The organism is Demequina sp. NBRC 110051 (assembly GCF_002090055.1).
Taxonomy (GTDB): Bacteria; Actinomycetota; Actinomycetes; order Actinomycetales; family Demequinaceae; genus Demequina.
In genome coordinates this window covers 64,543-82,844 of the sequence record NZ_BBRH01000017.1, presented here as the reverse complement: position 1 = coordinate 82,844, position 18,302 = coordinate 64,543, and the positions used below count along the sequence as shown (strand labels likewise).

At 68.5% G+C, this 18,302-nt stretch carries 16 protein-coding genes; 10 read left to right on the top strand and 6 right to left on the bottom strand.

All coding sequences use genetic code 11. From position 1 onward, the window contains the following. The first annotated feature begins 91 nt into the window (after positions 1–91). Both B7K20_RS10860 and B7K20_RS10855 read left to right on the top strand, forming a co-directional pair. Positions 92–1,078, top strand: a complete 987-nt coding sequence (locus tag B7K20_RS10860) for a LacI family DNA-binding transcriptional regulator (RefSeq protein ID WP_371327886.1) — start codon at positions 92–94, stop codon at positions 1,076–1,078. 136 nt (positions 1,079–1,214) lie between these two features. Then, on the top strand, positions 1,215–2,144 hold the full coding sequence (locus tag B7K20_RS10855) for a 2-hydroxyacid dehydrogenase (protein WP_084102540.1): 930 nt from the start codon (positions 1,215–1,217) through the stop codon (positions 2,142–2,144). A gap of 51 nt (positions 2,145–2,195) precedes the next feature. Here B7K20_RS10855 and B7K20_RS10850 read toward each other — a convergent pair whose 3' ends face one another. The 5 genes from B7K20_RS10850 to B7K20_RS10830 all read right to left on the bottom strand — a co-directional run bounded on the left by B7K20_RS10850 (position 2,196) and on the right by B7K20_RS10830 (position 6,570). Continuing rightward, on the bottom strand, positions 2,196–2,606 hold the full coding sequence (locus tag B7K20_RS10850; protein ID WP_084102539.1) for a DUF1801 domain-containing protein: 411 nt from the start codon (positions 2,604–2,606) through the stop codon (positions 2,196–2,198). Between the two features lie 32 nt (positions 2,607–2,638). Beyond that, positions 2,639–3,970, bottom strand: a complete 1,332-nt coding sequence (locus B7K20_RS10845; protein WP_084102538.1) for a deoxyribodipyrimidine photo-lyase — start codon at positions 3,968–3,970, stop codon at positions 2,639–2,641. Between the two features lie 190 nt (positions 3,971–4,160). Further along, on the bottom strand, positions 4,161–4,721 hold the full coding sequence (locus tag B7K20_RS10840; RefSeq protein WP_084102537.1) for an NADPH-dependent FMN reductase: 561 nt from the start codon (positions 4,719–4,721) through the stop codon (positions 4,161–4,163). A 215-nt stretch (positions 4,722–4,936) separates the two neighbouring features. Beyond that, entirely contained in the window at positions 4,937–5,701 is a 765-nt protein-coding gene (locus tag B7K20_RS10835; protein ID WP_159449395.1) for an NADPH-dependent FMN reductase, read from the bottom strand. An 86-nt stretch (positions 5,702–5,787) separates the two neighbouring features. Next, complete coding sequence (locus B7K20_RS10830; RefSeq protein ID WP_084102535.1) at positions 5,788–6,570, bottom strand: MerR family transcriptional regulator; 783 nt, start codon at positions 6,568–6,570, stop codon at positions 5,788–5,790. 95 nt (positions 6,571–6,665) lie between these two features. On the opposite strand from B7K20_RS10830, the gene ilvD reads away from it, so the two are divergent. From ilvD to B7K20_RS10800, 6 genes are all read left to right on the top strand, one after another. Next, positions 6,666–8,363: a dihydroxy-acid dehydratase gene (gene ilvD, locus B7K20_RS10825; RefSeq protein ID WP_084102534.1), complete on the top strand. Its 1,698-nt coding sequence runs from the start codon at positions 6,666–6,668 to the stop codon at positions 8,361–8,363. Between the two features lie 526 nt (positions 8,364–8,889). Continuing rightward, positions 8,890–10,734: an acetolactate synthase large subunit gene (locus tag B7K20_RS10820; RefSeq protein WP_200809079.1), complete on the top strand. Its 1,845-nt coding sequence runs from the start codon at positions 8,890–8,892 to the stop codon at positions 10,732–10,734. Positions 10,735–10,736: 2 nt separating this feature from the next. Further along, the gene (gene ilvN / locus B7K20_RS10815) at positions 10,737–11,255 is read left to right on the top strand and encodes an acetolactate synthase small subunit (protein WP_084102532.1); all 519 of its coding nucleotides are present in this window, start codon (positions 10,737–10,739) and stop codon (positions 11,253–11,255) included. A 73-nt stretch (positions 11,256–11,328) separates the two neighbouring features. Beyond that, entirely contained in the window at positions 11,329–12,357 is a 1,029-nt protein-coding gene (gene ilvC / locus B7K20_RS10810; RefSeq protein WP_084102531.1) for a ketol-acid reductoisomerase, read from the top strand. Next, the gene (locus B7K20_RS10805; protein ID WP_084102530.1) at positions 12,354–13,397 is read left to right on the top strand and encodes a 3-isopropylmalate dehydrogenase; all 1,044 of its coding nucleotides are present in this window, start codon (positions 12,354–12,356) and stop codon (positions 13,395–13,397) included. The genes ilvC and B7K20_RS10805 overlap by 4 nt, the downstream gene beginning before the upstream one ends. A 147-nt stretch (positions 13,398–13,544) precedes the next feature. After that, the gene (locus tag B7K20_RS10800) at positions 13,545–14,651 is read left to right on the top strand and encodes a branched-chain amino acid aminotransferase (protein WP_084102529.1); all 1,107 of its coding nucleotides are present in this window, start codon (positions 13,545–13,547) and stop codon (positions 14,649–14,651) included. Between the two features lie 121 nt (positions 14,652–14,772). Here the strand turns inward: B7K20_RS10800 and B7K20_RS10795 are convergent, their stop codons facing one another. Then, positions 14,773–15,438, bottom strand: a complete 666-nt coding sequence (locus tag B7K20_RS10795) for a DUF3800 domain-containing protein (protein ID WP_144018651.1) — start codon at positions 15,436–15,438, stop codon at positions 14,773–14,775. 206 nt (positions 15,439–15,644) lie between these two features. On the opposite strand from B7K20_RS10795, the gene B7K20_RS10790 reads away from it, so the two are divergent. Beyond that, positions 15,645–17,441: a long-chain fatty acid--CoA ligase gene (locus tag B7K20_RS10790; protein WP_084102527.1), complete on the top strand. Its 1,797-nt coding sequence runs from the start codon at positions 15,645–15,647 to the stop codon at positions 17,439–17,441. 22 nt (positions 17,442–17,463) lie between these two features. After that, positions 17,464–18,288: an SDR family NAD(P)-dependent oxidoreductase gene (locus B7K20_RS10785; protein ID WP_084102526.1), complete on the top strand. Its 825-nt coding sequence runs from the start codon at positions 17,464–17,466 to the stop codon at positions 18,286–18,288. Positions 18,289–18,302 lie beyond the last annotated feature (14 nt).

Genomic DNA, 18,302 nt, shown 5'->3' with positions numbered 1-18,302 from the left:
ACACCGGCGAGTCTGGCAGGGGTTTGTTGGAGTGTCAAACGTTATCGATAACGTTTTCGCAACGGAGCGGAGGGGCGCTACGATGCGAACCATGGTGCCGAGAGTGAAGCTCGCCGATGTGGCGGAGCGTGCGGGGGTGTCGGTCGCGACCGTGTCCAAGGTCGTCAACGGACGTTACGGCGTCTCGAAGGACACCATCGCGACGGTCCAGCAGGTGATCGACGAGCTCGGTTACGCGGGTAACCTCTCCGCCTCATCCCTGCGCGCGCAGCAGACCCACGTGCTGGGTGTGCTGGTCGCGGATTTCGAGCCGTTCTCCGCGGAGCTACTGAAGGGGGCCGCGCGTGCCGCGCACGGCTCGGGCTACGAGGTGCTGTCCCACTCTGGCGGTGACACCCACGGGTGGGAGCGGCGTTCGCTCGCGCGCCTGGGCGGCACACTTATCGACGGCGCCGTCATCGTGACGCCCACGGTGCTTGATGCCGAAACCGTGGTGCCGATCGTCGCCATCGATCCGCACTATGGGCCCAATCGCCTCCCGACGATCGACGTGGACAACTTCGAGGGCGCCGAGCGCGCCGCCGCCTATCTGCTCGAGCTGGGCCACCGGCGGATCGCGTTCCTGGGCGGGCGCAACGAGCTCGATTCGTCGCACTTGCGCGAGGCCGGTTTTCGTCACGCGCATGCGGAGGCCGGGGTGGCCGTCGACACGGGCCTCATTCGCGAGTGCCGCTACGCGCCCGAGCGGGCCGCCGAGGTCACGCGCGAGCTTCTCGCTCTCGCGGATCCCCCCACCGCGATCATGGGCGCCAACGACCTCACGGCCATTGCGGCGATGGAGGTCGCGCAAGAGTTGGGGCTGTCGGTGCCGGAGGACCTGTCAATCGTGGGCTTCGACGACATCCCCGAGGCGGGTCTCGCGTCGCCCGCACTCACCACCGTGCGCCAGCCCCTCCAGGCGATGGGGGAGGCAGCGATGCGGATGCTCCTGGACCGCATCGAGGGCCGCGAGCACGCGGAGCATGTGCGCCTCGATACGGAGCTGGTGGTCCGCGCCTCCGCCGCTCCGCCTCGCTGACGTCGCTGTCGGTTTGGCCCACGCGTGTGACGCATGGTGTCCCCTAGGGCTCGGGTGACATCCCCCGCTGCCACACCCTTCACATGTGTCACAGGCGTGGGCCACACCGATCAGCGGAGGGTGGAAGACTGGCCCGATGATCACGCTTTCCGTGCCTTCTCAGGACGTGGCCGATGCCGTGGGTGACCTGGGGGACGATGTTCGCCTGATCGTGTGGAACCCCGCCGACGCGGAGCCGCCGGCCGGCGCCGATGACGTCCGCCTGGCGTGCCTGGCCCACCGCAGCGGAGGCCGCAAGGTCTACGGGCGGCTCGCGCTGCTGCCGCGGCTCGAGGTGATCCAGATCGCCTCTGCCGGCTTCGAGCACGCGCTGCCGTTCGTGCCCCAGGGGGTCGCGCTCGCCAACGCGCGCGGCGTCCACGACACCCGCACGGCCGAGATGGCGCTCACCCTCACCCTCGCGAGCCAGCGCGGCCTGCCGCAGTTCCTCGACGCGCAGCGGCGCGGGCGATGGGAGCCGTGGGAGACCGCGCCGTCCCTCGCCGACAAGCGCGTCCTCATCGTGGGATACGGCTCGATCGGTGCCGCCATCGGCGCTCGCATGCGTGCGTGCGAGGCGCGCGTCGAGGGCGTCGCACGTTCCGCCCGCACCGCGCCCGACGGCACGGTGGTGCACGCCATCGCGGACATTCACGGACTGCTGCCCGGGGTCGACATCGTCGTGCTCGTCACCCCGCATGACGACTCGACGGACAAGCTCGTCGACGCCGGCTTCCTCGCGGCCATGCGCGACGACGCCCTGCTGGTCAACGTGGGGCGTGGCCCCGTGGTCGACACGGACGCGTTGCTCGCCGAGCTGTCCGCTGGCCGCCTGCGTGCCGCGCTCGACGTGACGGACCCCGAGCCGCTGCCCGACGACCACCCGCTCTTTGCCGCCCCCGGCTGCATCGTGGTGCCGCATATCGCCGGCTTCGCCCAGCTGACGGACCGGCGCTACGTCGACCTGGTCCGCCGTCAGGTTCAGTCGCTTCGCGAGGGCAGCGCGCCCGTCAACCGCGTCGCGTAAGCCCAGCGCGGGCGCCCGTGCCCACAGGCCGGCGCCGCTACGGGCGCCGGCTTAGAAGCGCGAGGTGACGGCGGCATCGGCCGTATCGAGGACCACATACCTGCCGGGCCCGTCGCGCCACTCGATCCAGGTATGCACGATGTCCTCGATGATGTCGCGCCGGTCCTCGGCCTCCGCGATGGAGATCAGGCGCATGACGCGACCGCCGCGCGGCGCTGGCTCGAGGCCCTCGAACGCCTTGGGCAGCAGCCCGGCCTTATGGAAGACGAGCACGGCCTCCATCGAGCCCTTGGGGTAGAACGATGCGATGTCGCCGCGGTACGAGAAGGTCGGGGTGGACCACTTGATCGTTTCGGAGACGCGGTCGTCCGAGGCAAGCAGGATCCACCTGAGGTGCTGTACGACATCCTTCATGGGGTTGTCGTAGCGCCCCATCCAGAGGTCGACCTCGGCGTCGCGCATAGGTCGAACGTACTCCTGGCCAGGGCCGATGGCTAGGACCGGGCCGACTTTGCCGCCTGATAGAGGTCGAGGGTAACGCGGCGTTCCTCCTTGTGGTCCACGAGGGGCGCGGGGTACTCCGGGGTGTCGAGCTCAGGAATCCACCGCTCGACGTAGCGGCGCTGGGGGTCGAACTTCGAGGCCTGCGTGTCCGGGTTGAAGATGCGGAAGAACGGGCTCGCGTCGCGCCCTGTGCCCGCCACCCACTGCCAGTTGAGCTGGTTCTGAGCGTGGTCGTAGTCGACGAGGGTGCGGCGGAAGTGGTCCGCGCCGCGCTGCCACTCGACCCTCAGGTCCTTCACGAGGAAGCTCGCGACCACCATGCGCACGCGGTTGTGCATCCAGCCCGTCTGAGCCAACTGGCGCATGCCGGCGTCGACGAGCGGGAAGCCCGTGCGGCCGTCGCGCCAGGCCATGAACGCCTCGTCGGCGTCGCGGCCCGTGAGCCAGTCGCGCTCGCGCAGCACCGGGGTGAGGGACTCGCGGCGCGCGGTGGGGTGGTGGAAGAGGACGTCCGCGTGGAACTCGCGCCATGCGATCTCGGACTCGAAGACGCGCGCGGCGTCCATGCGCCGCTTCGCCGTGAGCGCGAGCACCGTCCGCGGGTGGACCTGGCCGAACGCCAGCGCGGTCGACAGGTGGCTGGTCGAGTCCAGGTCGGGGCGGTCCCGCTCGGACGCGTAGCGCTCGAGGTCGCCCGCGACGAAGTCTTCAAGGGCGGCGAGCACGCGGTCCTCGCGGAATTCGTGGGGCTCGAGGAGCGGGTCCTCGGTGTCGCCGTGGGCGGCTCGCTGGTCAAGGTCGACGTCGTCCTCGTGGCGCGGCAGCCCGCTAAGGCGGGCGGGGTCGAGCGCCGATGCCGGGGCCCGCCAGCCGTGTTCGCGCCACGCATCTCTAAAGGGAGTGAAGACCTTGTAGGGATCGCCGTCCGCCTTGGTCACGCGGCCGGGCGCCACGGCGTAGGGCGAGCCCACGAATGTCAGCTCGCGGCCGTCGGCTTCGAGCGCGGCAGCGACCGCGTCTTGCTCGGCGATACCCGCGGGGGAGTACTCACGAGCCGCGAAGACGACCGAAGCATCGGCGTCGCGAGCCGCATGGGTGACCACGGCATCGGCCGTTCCGCGACGGACGGCGAGGGCGCCGTCGGTAGCGTCGCGCAGCGACCACAGCACGCGTGCGAGGTGAGCGCTACGCCTTCCCGACCACCGCGAAATTTCGGGCGTCCATACGAAGACGGCGGCGGCGCTGGACTCCGATTGTGCCTGCGTGGCCGCGGGATTGTCGGCGAGGCGCAGGTCGCGCCTCGCCCACCACAGGGCCGTCATCGGATCATCGGAATCGTCGTGGCTGGCAGCGTCATGGCTGGTGAAACGGCAATGGCCGCCCGGGTGTTCCCGGACGGCCGTTGCTGGTCGCGAGTTGCGGTGGGTATGCCGCGCTCGCTGGAGCGGACGGCCTCGGGGAGGGGGTAAGCGAGGCCGCGCTCACAGGGGTATCACCGTGAGGCGAAAGGACTTAAGCGGAGACGCGCGCGAACTGCTTGACGTGCGCGACCGCAGCGTTGACGAAGTTGCTCAGCACGGCGCGAGCGGCGTCGTCCTGCAGCGAGCCGTCGGCGCCGAAGGCGTCCGCACGGTAGTGGAAGAAGGTCTCGGGCTGGCCCATGGTGGGGGCGTCGTAGTGGCCGAGGATCGCGCGCAGGTGCTGCTGCGCCGCGGCGGTGCCCGACGGGCCGATCGAGGCGCCCATGATCGCGACGGGCTTGCCGGCGAAGGCACCCTCGCCCCAGGGGCGAGCGGCCCAGTCCAGGGCGTTCTTCAGGACGCCGGGGATGGAGCGCGAGTACTCGGGGGTCACGATGATGACGCCGTCGACGTCCGCGATCGACTGCTTCCAGTCGAGCGCGACCTGCGGGTAGTTCGCGTCCAGGCCGTAGTCGTAGAAGGGGAGGTCCTTGTACTCGAGGAACGTGAACTCGACGTCCTCGTCCGCGACGAGGTGGGGCAGGACGGAAGCGACCTGGCGGTTGATGGAGCCTTCGGCGATGGAGCCGACGATGATGCCGATGCGAGTCATGGCATGTCCTTTCGATGTGGAGAGGAGGATGGATTGCCGTCGGCTTCACTGGCGACGCCATGGACAACGATACGTGATGTGTCAACTATTCCGCACGCATGCAAATTCGACCGGCGGTTGGGGTTGAGCGGGCGGTCCATGCCGAGCGGTCCACGCCAGGTGGGCACTAGCAAGCGGCACGGCCCGTCGGGGCCGTGCCGCTTGCTCGACGGAGATCAGCGAGTCGGGACGCCGACCGTGGGACTCGCCGGACCGGGGGCCGCGCGCAGCACCTCGGTGATGGGGTCGACGGTGTCGATCGGCATGGTTTCGGCGTTCAGAACCGCGGGATCGGTCGTCGCCGGGCTCGCGTGTGCGGGGACCGGCGTGGCAATGGGCGTGGCCCCGGACGCGAGCGGCGAAACGGGCGTCTCGCCCGTGGCGGTCTCTCGGGCGCGGCGCTGGTGAGCGGCAACGCCGGCGGCGGCCGACATGAGGCGGCGCGCCTCGATGACCAGGTCCTCGTCGAGCGGTGTGCCGTCGTCGGCGAAGGACTCGGGCGCGGCGAAGAGCACCACTTCGGGCTGGGCGCGCAGCACCGCTCCGTCGTCGGTGAGGACCGTGCGCAGGTGCTGAATCGAGGCGAAGCGCGGGAGGCTGCCGAGGCTCACGCCCGCAATAGCGGTCGGCATGCCCGCGAGGGCGTTGGGGGCGCTGGTGCCGCCCGCCCAGTCGATCGCGTTCTTGAGGGCGCCAGGGATGGAGCGCTCGATGGTCGGAGTGATGACGACGAGGCCGTCGATCTCGGCGAGCGAGCGCTTCCAAGCGAGGGCATCGGCCGGTGCCGGCACATCCGCGTAGGGGGAGTGCTGCGGCAGGGAGTGCGGGTCCAGCTCGACAACGCTCACGCCGTCCGGCGCGGCGTCCATGAGGAGGCGGGTGAGGTGGCGCTGAGTGCGGGCCAAAGGCAGTGAGCCAATCAGGAGGCCGAGCGTCGTCACGAGGGGTCCCTTCTCGGGGCCGGCCGCCCCGGTTGGGCGGCGATTGACGTCTCTAACGTCGGTTCGCCGTCGGCGTATTCCCGTCGCTACGACAAGTGCCGGCTCGCCCAAATGTCCGCGGCGTCGCGCAGCAGCGCCGCCGCTCCCGGCGCAACCTCGTCGTAGTTGCGCCGGAACCTCTCGTCGTCCACGTACATCTGCGTGATCCCGCGGTAGGTCTCCGCGGTGGGCGTCCAAAACAGCGACAGCCAGGCGTGATGCTTGGTGACGATCTCCTGCACCTCATCGGAGTCTGGCGCGAACCCCACGCGGATTGCCGCCCCGAGTGCCTCGACCACCTCGCGGTGCGCGTCCAGGTGGCGCTGCTGGCCCTCGGTACCGAGCGCCTTCCACCGGGCGTTGGAGCGGTCGACGGCGTCGTCGCCCCAGCGCTCGCGGGCCTCCGGCTCGTACTTACGGTGCTCAAACCCGTCGAGGAGCTGTTCGTTGGTCATGGTGGTGCCCCTTTCGAGGGAGTCGATGGTGGTCGCGACGGTGGCCGCGAGGCGCGCGAAGCGATCACGCTCGGCGGTCAGGGCGCCCAGGTGGTCGCGCAGGGTAGCGATGGTGACGGCGGGATCGTCGGCTTCCACGATGGTCGCGATATCGCCGAGCGGTGTGCCGAGCTCACGCAGCACGAGGATGTGCTGCAGCCGCAGCACCTCGTCCCGGCCGTACCGGCGCCGCCCGTCGGGGGTCGTATCGGAGGGGGGCAGCAGCCCGATCGCGTCGTAGTGACGCAGGGTGCGGCTCGTGACGCCGCTCATGCGGGACAGCTTGGAAATGTCCACCGTCTCGGCGGCCGATGCGGTGGCGGGGTTCGTACGCATGGCACCCAGCGTAGAAGTTGACGCAGCGTCAAGCGCAACCCGGAATTTCGGGCGACCACCGCATCGGCCCTCCGGACGGTCATAGACTCGCGCTCATGACGACGACGCCGGACATCAAGCCCCGTTCACGACAGGTCACCGATGGCATCGAGGCCACGGCCTCGCGCGGCATGCTGCGCGCGGTCGGACTCGGCGACGACGACTTCGCCAAGCCGCAGATCGGTATCGCGAGCTCGTGGAACGAGATCACCCCCTGCAACCTGTCGCTGCAGCGCCTCGCGCAGGCGTCCAAGAACGGCGTGCACGCCGGCGGCGGCTACCCGCTCGAATTCGGCACCATCTCGGTGTCTGACGGCATCTCCATGGGCCACGAGGGCATGCACTTCTCCCTCGTGTCTCGCGACGTCATCGCGGACTCGGTTGAGACCGTGATGATGGCCGAGCGCCTGGACGGCTCGGTGCTGCTTGCGGGTTGCGACAAGTCGCTGCCCGGCATGCTGATGGCGGCCGCCCGCCTGGACCTCGCGTCGGTGTTCCTCTACGCGGGCTCGATCATGCCCGGCCACGTGACCCTGTCCGACGGCACCGAGAAGGACGTCACCGTCATCGACGCGTTCGAGGCCGTCGGCGCGTGCCAGCGCGGGCTCATGTCGGAGGAGGATCGCCTCGCGATCGAGAAGGCGATCTGCCCCGGCGAGGGTGCCTGTGGCGGCATGTACACCGCCAACACCATGGCGTCGGTGGGCGAGGCCCTCGGCATGTCGCTGCCGGGCTCCGCGGCTCCGCCGAGCGCCGACCGCCGCCGCGACTACTACGCGCTGAAGTCTGGCGAGGCCGTGGTGAACATGCTGCGCAAGGGCATCACCGCGCGCCAGATCATGACCAAGGAGGCGTTCGAGAACGCCACCGCCGTGGTGATGGCCTTCGGCGGCTCCACGAACGCCGTGCTGCACCTGCTCGCGATCGCCAACGAGGCCGAGGTGGACCTCACGCTCGACGACTTCTCGCGCGTCGCCGACCGCACGCCGCACCTGGGTGACCTCAAGCCCTTCGGCCGCTTCGTGATGAACGACGTGGACCGCGTGGGTGGCGTGCCCGCCGTCATGAAGTCGCTGCTCGACGAGGGCCTCATGCACGGGGACACGATGACCGTCACCGGCAAGACGCTGGGGGAGAACCTCGAGGAGCTCAACCCCAAGAAGATCGACGGTCGCGTCATCCGCAACCTCAACAACCCGATCCACAAGACCGGCGGCATCACGATCCTCAAGGGCTCGCTCGCCCCCGAGGGCGCCGTGGTGAAGTCCGCGGGCTTCGACAACGACGTGTTCGAGGGCACCGCTCGCGTGTTTGACCGTGAGCGCGCCGCTCTCGATGCGCTGGCCGACGGCACGATCACCGCCGGCGACGTGGTGGTCATCCGCTACGAGGGCCCCAAGGGTGGCCCCGGCATGCGCGAGATGCTCGCCATCACCGGCGCGATCAAGGGCGCGGGCCTGGGCAAGGACGTGCTGCTCGTCACCGACGGCCGCTTCTCCGGCGGCACCACTGGTCTGTGCGTGGGCCACATGGCTCCCGAGGCCGTGGACGGCGGACCGGTCGCGTTCGTGAAGGACGGCGACAAGATCCGCCTGGACGTGAAGAACAAGACGCTGGACCTGCTCGTGTCGGACGAGGAGTTGGCAGCGCGCAAGGACGGCTGGGAGCCGCTGCCCCCCGTCTACACGCGCGGCGTGCTCGCCAAGTACGCGAAGCTCGTGCAGTCCGCGTCGACGGGCGCCGTGCTGCGGTAGCCGACTGGCTGTCGGCCTGGAGCGCACACCAGGCCCCATGGGACCGTGACCGTCGCTCTGAGGCAATCGGTGCGTCCTATGGGACCACCACCGTTCGACCCCGTCACTCGCGTGGCGGGGTCGCGGTGTTCCCAGAACGTAGGCTCACCTCGACGGGTGTCGACCGCCATGCGCGAGGTTGCCGGGGCTCGGCAACGGTGAGCGCCCCATGGGGAGCACACATCTCGCGGGAACGACGGTGGTTGTCCCATGGGGCGCCGGGGCATGCAGAGGTGGGAAGTGTCTCACTATTCAAGATCGTGAACCACTATGTGAGATTGCAGTCTCAGATGGTGACACGTCCCCGAAACCGGGCGTAAAGTTCAAGGCATGCAGACGATTCTCGTAGTTACCGGGCGCGCGGACATCTAGTCCAAGCCCAGGCAACGTCCGCGCGCATACCCCGACAGCCACCAGGCCAAGGGGTTTTTTCATGCGAGGCGGATGCGAGAGCCGCCTCACGATCAACGAAGAAACGGGAGAGAAGATGGCACAGGTCAAGGCCCCCAAGCCTTCGGCACTGGCGACGCCGCACCCCGCGCGCACCGCGCCGGCTGCTGTGACCGCACCCGCCGGGCAGGAGATGACGGGCGCGCAGGCGGTCGTCAAGAGCCTCGAGATGGCCGGCGCGACGGACGTCTTCGGTCTTCCCGGCGGCACCATCCTGCCCACTTACGACCCGCTGATGGACTCGACGCAGCTGCGCCACATCCTGGTGCGCCACGAGCAGGGCGCGGGTCACGCGGCCGAGGGCTACGCCCATGCGACCGGCCGCCCCGGAGTGTGCATCGCGACCTCCGGCCCCGGCGCCACCAACTTGGTGACCCCCATCGCCGACGCGAACATGGACTCGATCCCGCTGGTCGCGATCACCGGCCAGGTGGGCGCGAGCATGATCGGCACGGACGCCTTCCAGGAGGCAGACATCGTGGGCATCACGCAGCCCATCACCAAGCACAACGTGCTGGTGACCGACCCCAACGAGATCCCCAAGGCCATCGCGGAGGCGTTCTACATCGCCACCCACGGCCGCCCGGGCCCCGTGCTGGTCGACATCGCGAAGTCGGCGCAGCAGGAGACGATGAACTTCGTCTGGCCCGAGCGCATCGACCTGCCCGGCTTCAACTCGGGCGCGCGCCCGCACGCGAAGACGGTGCAGGAAGCCGCCCGCCTGCTCGCGACCGCCCGCCGTCCCGTGCTGTACGTGGGCGGTGGCGTGATCCGCTCCGGCGCGAGCGCCGGTCTGCGCAAGCTGACCGACCTGTCCGGCGCTGCCGTCGTGACCACGCTGATGGCCCGCGGCGCCCTGCCCGACTCGCACCCGCAGCACCTGGGCATGCCCGGCATGCATGGCACGGTGGCCGCCGTGGCCGCGCTGCAGAAGGCGGACCTGGTGGTCGCGCTGGGTGCGCGCTTCGACGACCGCGTGACCGGCAAGCTGGAGAGCTTCGCTCCCCACGCGACCATCGTGCACGCCGACATCGACCCCGCGGAGATCGGTAAGAACCGCGCCGTCGACGTGCCGATCGTGGGCGACCTGAAGGACGTCTTCGAGGCGCTCGTGCCGGCCCTGGCCGCGGAGCACCAGCAGCACGGCCGGCCCGACCTCGAGGCCTGGTGGGCGCAACTGGACGACTGGCGCAGCACGTACGGTCTGGGTTACACACCCACCGACGACGGCCTGTCGAGCCCCCAGCACGTCATCCAGCGCCTGGGCGAGATCTCGGGTCCCGAGACCATCTTCACCGCGGGCGTGGGTCAGCACCAGATGTGGGCGAGCCAGTTCATCAAGTACGAGCGCCCCAACTCGTGGATCAATTCCGGCGGCCTCGGCACCATGGGATTCTCGGTGCCCGCCGCCATGGGCGCGAAGGTGGGCGACCCCGACCGCACCGTGTGGGCGATCGATGGCGACGGCTGCTTCCAGATGACCAACCAGGAGCTGGTCACCTGCGCGATCAACGAGATCCCCATCAAGGTGGCGATCGTGAACAACTCTTCACTGGGCATGGTGCGCCAGTGGCAGACCCTGTTCTACGACAAGCGCTACTCGAACACCGACCTGCACACCGGTCACGGCACTAAGCGCATCCCCGACTTCGTGAAGCTCGCGGAGGCGATGGGCTGCGCGGGCCTGCGCTGCGAGTCGGACGCCGACGTGGACGCGACCATCAAGCGCGCCATGGAGATCAACGACCAGCCCGTGGTCGTGGACTTCACGGTGTCGCGCGACGCGATGGTGTGGCCCATGGTCGCGGCCGGCACCAGCAACGACGAGATCCAGTACGCCCGCGGCATTGCCCCCGAGTGGGACCGCGGCGAGGAGGAGTAAAGATGACCACCCACACCCTCTCGGTGCTCGTCGAGAACAAGCCGGGCGTGCTCGCGCGCGTCTCGGGTCTGTTCAGCCGTCGCGCCTTCAACATCAAGTCTCTTGCGGTGGGAGAGACGGAGTATCCCGAAATCTCCCGCATCACGGTGGTCGTCGACGTCGACGAACTGCCGCTCGAGCAGGTCACCAAGCAGCTCAACAAGCTGGTGCACGTGCTCAAGATCGTGGAGCTCGAGCCGGACAAGTCGGTCCAGCGTGACCTGCTGCTGATCAAGGTTCGTGCCGATGCGCGCCAGCGCGCCGACGTGCTCCAGATCGTCGACCTCTTCCGCGCGCACGTGGTGGATGTCGCGACCGATTCGCTCGTGATCGAGGCCGTTGGCAGCCGCGAGAAGCTCGAGGCGCTGCTTGCGGCCCTCAAGCCCCACGACATCCGCGAGATCGTCCAGTCGGGCACCGTCGCCATCGGCCGCGGCCCCCGCTCCATTACGGAACGCGCCTTCGAGCGCGTGTCCGCGTAAGACCGTTCAGCCGGCCGATGCATCGGCCACCCCTCGTACCCCGCATTCCCTATCTGTAAGGAGACACGCCAGCATGGCTGAGATGTTCTACGACGACGACGCCAACCTCGAGCTCATCCAGAGCAAGAAGGTCGCGATCGTCGGCTACGGCTCGCAGGGCCACGCCCACGCCCAGAACCTGCGCGACTCGGGTGTCGAGGTCCGCGTGGCGCTGCGCGAGGGCTCGAAGTCGGTCGAGAAGGCGCAGAACGACGGCTTCACCGTGAACTCGGTCGCCGACGCCGCCGCGTGGGCCGACGTCATCATGATCCTCGCGCCGGACCAGCACCAGCGCACCATCTACAACGACGAGATCAAGCCGAACCTCGCCGAGGGCAAGACCCTCGCGTTCGCGCACGGTTTCAACATCCGCTTTGGCTACATCGACGCTCCCGAGGGCGTGGACGTCATCCTCATCGCCCCCAAGGCTCCCGGCCACACCGTGCGCCGCGAGTACGTCGCGGGCCGCGGCATCCCGGACATCATCGCCGTGGAGCGCGACGCCTCGGGCCAGGCCTGGGACCTCGCGAAGTCCTACGCGAAGGGCATCGGCGGCACCCGCGCCGGCGTCATCAAGACCACCTTCACGGAGGAGACCGAGACCGACCTGTTCGGTGAGCAGGCCGTCCTCTGCGGCGGCACGTCGCAGCTGGTCCAGTACGGCTTCGAGACCCTGACCGAGGCCGGCTACCAGCCCGAGATCGCCTACTTCGAGGTGCTCCACGAGCTCAAGCTCATCGTCGACCTCATGTGGGAGGGCGGCATCACCAAGCAGCGCTGGTCCGTGTCCGACACCGCCGAGTACGGCGACTATGTCTCCGGCCCGCGCGTCATCACCCCGGAGGTGAAGGAGAACATGAAGGCCGTGCTCGCCGACATCCAGTCCGGCGCGTTTGCCAAGCGCTTCATCGACGACCAGGACAACGGCGCTGTGGAGTTCAAGGAGCTGCGCGCCAAGGGCGAGGGTCACCCCATCGAGGAGACCGGCCGCGAGCTGCGCAAGCTGTTCGCCTGGAAGGACGACGTGGACGCCGACTACGTCGACGGTCAGACCGCCCGATGACGCAGACCTACAAGCTGGCCGTCGTCGCCGGCGACGGCATTGGCCCCGAGGTTGTCGCGGAGGGGCTTAAGTGCCTCGCCGCCGCGACCGAGGGCACCGACATCGCCTTCGAGACGACCGACTTCGACCTGGGCGCTCAGCGCTGGCACGCCACCGGTGACACGCTGACGGACGAGGACCTGAACGCCATCAAGGGTCACGACGTCATCCTGCTGGGTGCCATCGGCGACCCGTCGGTGCCGTCCGGCGTGCTCGAGCGCGGCGTGCTGCTGCCGCTGCGCTTCGCGCTCGACCAGTACGTGAACCTGCGTCCGTCGCGCCTGTACCCGGGTGAGGTGTCGCCGCTGCGCGACGTCGAGTCCGTGGACTTCGTGGTGGTCCGTGAGGGCACCGAGGGCCCGTACGTCGGTAACGGCGGCGCGCTGCGCGTGGGCACGCCCCACGAGATCGCGACCGAGGTTTCTGTGAACACCCGTCACGGTGTGGAGCGCGTGGTCCGCTACGCCTTCGAGGTTGCCTCCAAGCGCGAGCGCAAGCAGCTGACCCTGGTGCACAAGCACAACGTGCTTGTCCACGCCGGTCACCTCTGGCGCCGCACCGTCGAGGAGGTGGCGCCGGAGTTCCCCGACGTCACCTGGGACTACCTGCACATCGACGCCGCGACGATCGTCATGACGACCAACCCCGGTCGCTTCGACGTCATCGTGACCGACAACCTGTTCGGCGACATCCTCACCGACCAGGCGGCGGCCATCTCCGGCGGCATCGGCCTCGCGGCCTCGGGCAACGTGAACCCCGACAAGACCGCGCCGTCGATGTTCGAGCCCGTGCACGGCTCAGCGCCGGATATTGCCGGTCAGGGCATCGCGGACCCGTCCGCGACCGTCCTGTCGGTGGGGCTGATGCTCGACTTCCTTGGCTACGCCGACCTGGCGCAGAAGGTGGAGGAGGCCGTCGCGGCCGACGCCGCCGCCAAGGGTGACGCCAAGCGCACGACCGCCGAGATCGGCGACGCGCTCGCCGCCCGTATCCGCGGATAGTTTGTCCGGCCGATGCTGTGGCTGGCTCGCGTAGCCAGCCACAGCATCGGCCGCCCTCAACCCAAGCTTGCTGGCGGGACATGAGTGTCGATCTCAGCCCGAGATCGACACTCATGTCCCGCCAGAACCGACTCGAAAGGCCCTGACGTGACCGAGACCGCCGCACCGTCCTCCGCGGGAGCCTTCGAAGTTCGCCCCAACGCGCACGCGCTGACCCCGGAGGCCCGCGCGGGGGCGCTGAAGGACCTGGCGTTCGGCGTCCAATTCACGGACCACATGGCGCGCATGCAGTTCCGCGACGACGCGTGGCACGACCGCCGCGTCGAGGCCTACGGCCCGCTGCAGATGGACCCCGCGGCTGCGGTGCTCCACTACGCGCAGGAGATCTTCGAGGGCCTCAAGGCGTACCGCTGGGCCGATGGCTCCATTCACCTGTTCCGCCCCGAGGCCAACGCGGAGCGCTTCCGCAAGTCCGCGTACCGCCTCGCCCTGCCCGATATTGAGGTCGAGGACTTCATCGGCGCGATCGAGGCGCTCATCGAGGTCGACCACGAGTGGGTGCCAGGCGTGGAGGAGTCGAGCCTGTACCTGCGCCCCTTCATGTTCGCCTCCGAGGCATTCCTGGGAGTGCGTCCGGCCAAGACCGTCGACTTCCTCGTCATCGCCTCGCCCGTGGGCGCCTACTTCCCGGGCGGCGTGAAGCCCGTGTCGATCTGGGTCGCGCAGGGCTTCCACCGCGCGGGCCCCGGCGGCACCGGCGATGCGAAGTGCGGCGGCAACTATGCCGCGTCGCTGCTGCCTCAGCAGCAGGCCTACGAGCACGGCTGCCAGCAGGTGCTGTTCCTCGACGCCAAGGACGACCGCTACCTCGAAGAGCTGGGCGGTATGAACGTCTACATCGTGCGGCGCGACGGCACCGTCGAGACGCCCCGCCTCACGGGCACGATCCTCGAGGGCATCACGCGCTTCTCGGTGAACCAGCTGCTCGAGGACGACAACCGCAAGGTCATCGAAAAGGACATCACGCTCGACGAGGTGCGCTCCGGCATCGAGTCTGGTGACATCGCGGAGATTTTCGCGTGCGGCACGGCTGCCGTCGTCACGCCCGTGGGCCGCCTCGCCTCTCCCGACTTCGACCTGAAGGTCAACGGGGGAGAACCGGGCGAGGTCACGATGGACATCCGCAAGCGCCTCACGGACATCCAGTACGGTCGCGCCGAGGACGTCTACGGCTGGATGCGCAAGGTTCGCTAGCGCTCTTGGCGAGGGGCGTTGCCACTTGTTAGGATTGATGCCTGAGCAAGACCATCGCTTCCTCGGAAGGTGAGCGTGGTTGGCCCCTGGTGTAGCTACGGCAGCCAGGGGCTGCTCTTCGTTATGGAGACACGATCGTGGAAATTCCAGCGATGATTCCATAGAGGGTTGGATCGCGCCCCGTGAGGTCTTGACGGTATGCGCTGCAAACCGCATCGGCGAACCACAAGAGGTTCTCGTCGCTGGGCGACACCTGGATGAGTCCTGTGCGTGAGGGAATGAGGCCCTCGCGAAGCGCCCGAGCCTTCGTTGCCGCATCGGTGTTCGCTTCTTCGCGTAGCCTGCGGCGCTCCATCACAAATGCTGTCGTCGCACCCGCCGGACAGGCGTCGTCGGAACACCAGGTAAGCAGCGCTCGAAAGGCCCGCGCTCGTGCGTCCTCTCCGTTGGTGTCGCCGGTTTCCACTGCGGCAACATGGCTCAGCACGCAAATCTCGCTCCCCTGAGGGTCCGCGAGGCAGGCGAGTACCTCTCGCACACGCGCGCGGCCTTCTGCTGTGCGGAGTTGGTCCGTCGTGTGCCAAAACGAGGTAGCGGTGAGTGCGCGCAGCGAGGTTCTTAGTGCGTCGCGCTCAGTCGGTTGCACGATCACGGCACTCATGACGTAGAAACGCGTGTCGAACCGCGGATCCACGGAGTACGACTCATCGATGAAGGCCACCGGCGACGCTGCGTGACGGCGGTAGAAGTCGGCAAGCGCCGGCGAGGCCGGTGGCATTCCGCTCATCGATTCCTCCCAGTGTGCTGCCAATACTGGTGACATCCTCTCGGTCGCCACCGACACTGGCGGCTTTCGTCGAGGCCGGAACCTTGTGTCAGCGCTCTCCGTTGTCTGCTCATGGGAGCCGAAGGCGTCCTCGAGGCCACGCGAAAATCATCCTCAGGTAGGACCTACGTCGGCGTAAGTTACGCATGCGTAGGTTAGGCTGAAGCATGGCTCCGAACGAGATGATCGCCCCCGGTCTTGCAACCGTCGACGACCGCTTTCACCTGTCCGCGATGCTCGCCGCACGCGCGACCACCAACCCTGACGGCGCCTTCGCCGAGGTGAAGGATGAGGCGGGTGTTTGGCAGCCCGTCACCCTGTCTCAGTTCCACGCTCGTGTCCGCGCCACCGCGAAGGGCCTGGTAGCCGCCGGCGTGAAGCCCGGCGACCGCGTGGGCCTGATGGGCGACACGAGCCTGGAGTGGTCGGTCGTGGACTTCGCGATCCTCGCGGCAGGGGCGGTGACCGTCCCGTTCTACCCGTCCTCGTCGGCCTCGCAGTGCGAGTGGGCCATCTGCGACGCCGGTATTTCCGTGGTTGTGGTGGAGTCGCAGGCCAACCAGGACATGCTCGCCGACCTCGAGGACGCCCCGCAGATTCTGCCGCTCACGGCCGCCGGGCTTGACGACCTGGCCGCCTCGGGCGCCGGCGTCGCCGACGTCGATCTCGACGCGCGCACCGAAGACGTGCGCCTGGACGACCTCGCCTCGATCATTTACACCTCCGGCACCACCGGCCGCCCCAAGGGCGCGATGCTGACCCACCGCAACCTCGTGGAGCACTCGGCCAACATCGAGCTCGATCCCTCCTTTGGCGGCTTCGTGCAGGGCGAGACCCGCGTGCTGCTGTTCCTGCCGCTGGCCCACGTGTTCGCGCGCCTCGCGATGGTGCTCGCGCTCTACAGCGGCTCCGTCATCGGCTTCACGCCCAACCACAAGACGCTCGTGGACGACCTCGCGAACTTCAAGCCCACCTGGATGCCACTGGTCCCGCGTGTGTTCGAGACCATCTACAACCGCGCCGACACTTCCATGCATGGCATCAAAAAGGTGCTGTTCCGCTGGTCGGCCAAGGTCGCCCGTGAGATGTCGCGCTCCCAGGAGACGGGCGGCCCCTCAGCCTCTCTCAAGGCCCGCCACGCCGTCGCGGACAAGCTGGTGCTCGGCAAGATCCGCGCCCTGTTGGGCGGCAACCTCGAGTACGTGCTGGCCGGTGGAGCGAAACTCACCCCGAACATCGGCCACTACTTTCGCGGCCTGGGCCTCACGGTCATGCAGGGATATGGCCTGACCGAGACCACCGCCGCCGTCATCGGCACGCCGCTGGACGACCAGGTCATGGGCTCCGTGGGCCGCCCCATCGCCGGCTGTGCCATCCGGGTGGACGCCGACGGCGAGATACTCGCCAAGGGTGTCGGCCTGTTCTCGGGTTATTGGAATGCGGCCGATGCGACGGCACAGGTCATGCACGACGGCTGGTTCTCGACCGGAGACCTGGGTGAGATCGTCGACGGCAACGTCGTCATCACGGGGCGCAAGAAGGAACTCCTGGTGCTGTCGTCGGGCAAGAACATTCAGCCCGCGGTGCTCGAGGACTCGCTGCGCTCGCACCCCGCCATCCAGGACTCGGTGGTGCTCGGCGACGGCCGTCACTTCGTCTCCGCGATGGTGACGCTCGACCCGGTGCTGCTGCCGGCGTGGCTCGCCGCTCACGATCTGCCCGACATGGATCTCGAGACCGCATCGGTCAACGAGAAGGTGCGCGAGCTCATCGGCCGCGCCATCGCCGCCGCGAACGAGCAGGTGTCGAAGGCCGAGGCGATCAAGGAGTTCCGCATCCTCCCGCGCGAGTTCACCGAGGCCCGTGAGGAGGTCACCGCGTCGCTGAAGATCCGCCGCGCGGTCGTGATGGAGCACTTCTCCGACGTCATCGAGTCGATCTACGCGAAGAAGAAACAGGCCTGACCCTTCGCGCGTTGGCACACACATGAAGACGATCGTCATCACAGGAGCCAGCGACGGCATCGGCGCCGCCGCAGCCAAGGAACTGACGCGCCGCAAGCACCGCGTCGTCATCGTGGGTCGCGACCCCGACAAGACGGCAGCCGTCGCGGCCCGGATCGGCGCGGAGCACCACGTCGCCGACTTCGCCGACCTGGATCAGGTGCGCGCTCTTGCCTCCGCGCTGCGCGAGCGCCACGACCGTATTGACGTGCTGGCCAACAACGCCGGCGGCGTCATGGGGGAGCGGGCGCTGACCGTGGACGGCTATGAGCGGACGTTCCAGGTCAACCACCTCGCCCCGTTCCTGCTCACCCACGAGCTGCTGCCCGTGCTGCGCGACAGCCGCGCCACCGTGATCCAGACCTCGTCGCTGGCCGCGCGGCTGTACGCAAAATTCGACATTGCCGACCTCCAGGGCGAGTTCTCCTTCGACCCGATGGCGGCGTACGGCAACGCCAAGCTGGCCAACATCCTGTTCACGGAGGAGTTGCAGCGCCGCCACGGCGACGCGCTCAGCGCGGTCTCGTTCCACCCCGGCGTGGTCGGCACCAACTTCGCGGCCGATGCGCGCGGGGCGATCCGGTTCCTCTATCACGGCCCCCTCAAGCGCCTGCTGACCCGCACTCCCGACAAGGGCGCCGATCAGCTCATCTGGCTCGCCACGGCAACCCCCGGCGCAGGCTTCGAGCCTGGTGCGTTCCACATCGACCGGAAGGTCGCGACGAAGGTCAATCCGCTCGTGGGTGACGCGGTCACGGCGCTGGAGTTGTGGGAGCGCTCGGCCGCACTCTTGGGGATCAACGCCTAACTACCTGGCATTTC

Coding starts and splice junctions, on each gene's coding strand:
- B7K20_RS10845 (WP_084102538.1), bottom strand. CDS start 3,970: ATGACGGCCCTGTGGTGGGCGAGGCGCGACCTGCGCCTCGCCGACAAT.
- B7K20_RS10790 (WP_084102527.1), top strand. CDS start 15,645: ATGGCTCCGAACGAGATGATCGCCCCCGGTCTTGCAACCGTCGACGAC.
- B7K20_RS10795 (WP_144018651.1), bottom strand. CDS start 15,438: ATGAGCGGAATGCCACCGGCCTCGCCGGCGCTTGCCGACTTCTACCGC.
- B7K20_RS10820 (WP_200809079.1), top strand. CDS start 8,890: ATGGCACAGGTCAAGGCCCCCAAGCCTTCGGCACTGGCGACGCCGCAC.
- ilvD (WP_084102534.1), top strand. CDS start 6,666: ATGACGACGACGCCGGACATCAAGCCCCGTTCACGACAGGTCACCGAT.
- B7K20_RS10840 (WP_084102537.1), bottom strand. CDS start 4,721: ATGACTCGCATCGGCATCATCGTCGGCTCCATCGCCGAAGGCTCCATC.
- B7K20_RS10850 (WP_084102539.1), bottom strand. CDS start 2,606: ATGCGCGACGCCGAGGTCGACCTCTGGATGGGGCGCTACGACAACCCC.
- B7K20_RS10855 (WP_084102540.1), top strand. CDS start 1,215: ATGATCACGCTTTCCGTGCCTTCTCAGGACGTGGCCGATGCCGTGGGT.
- ilvN (WP_084102532.1), top strand. CDS start 10,737: ATGACCACCCACACCCTCTCGGTGCTCGTCGAGAACAAGCCGGGCGTG.
- ilvC (WP_084102531.1), top strand. CDS start 11,329: ATGGCTGAGATGTTCTACGACGACGACGCCAACCTCGAGCTCATCCAG.
- B7K20_RS10860 (WP_371327886.1), top strand. CDS start 92: ATGGTGCCGAGAGTGAAGCTCGCCGATGTGGCGGAGCGTGCGGGGGTG.
- B7K20_RS10830 (WP_084102535.1), bottom strand. CDS start 6,570: ATGCGTACGAACCCCGCCACCGCATCGGCCGCCGAGACGGTGGACATT.
- B7K20_RS10805 (WP_084102530.1), top strand. CDS start 12,354: ATGACGCAGACCTACAAGCTGGCCGTCGTCGCCGGCGACGGCATTGGC.
- B7K20_RS10785 (WP_084102526.1), top strand. CDS start 17,464: ATGAAGACGATCGTCATCACAGGAGCCAGCGACGGCATCGGCGCCGCC.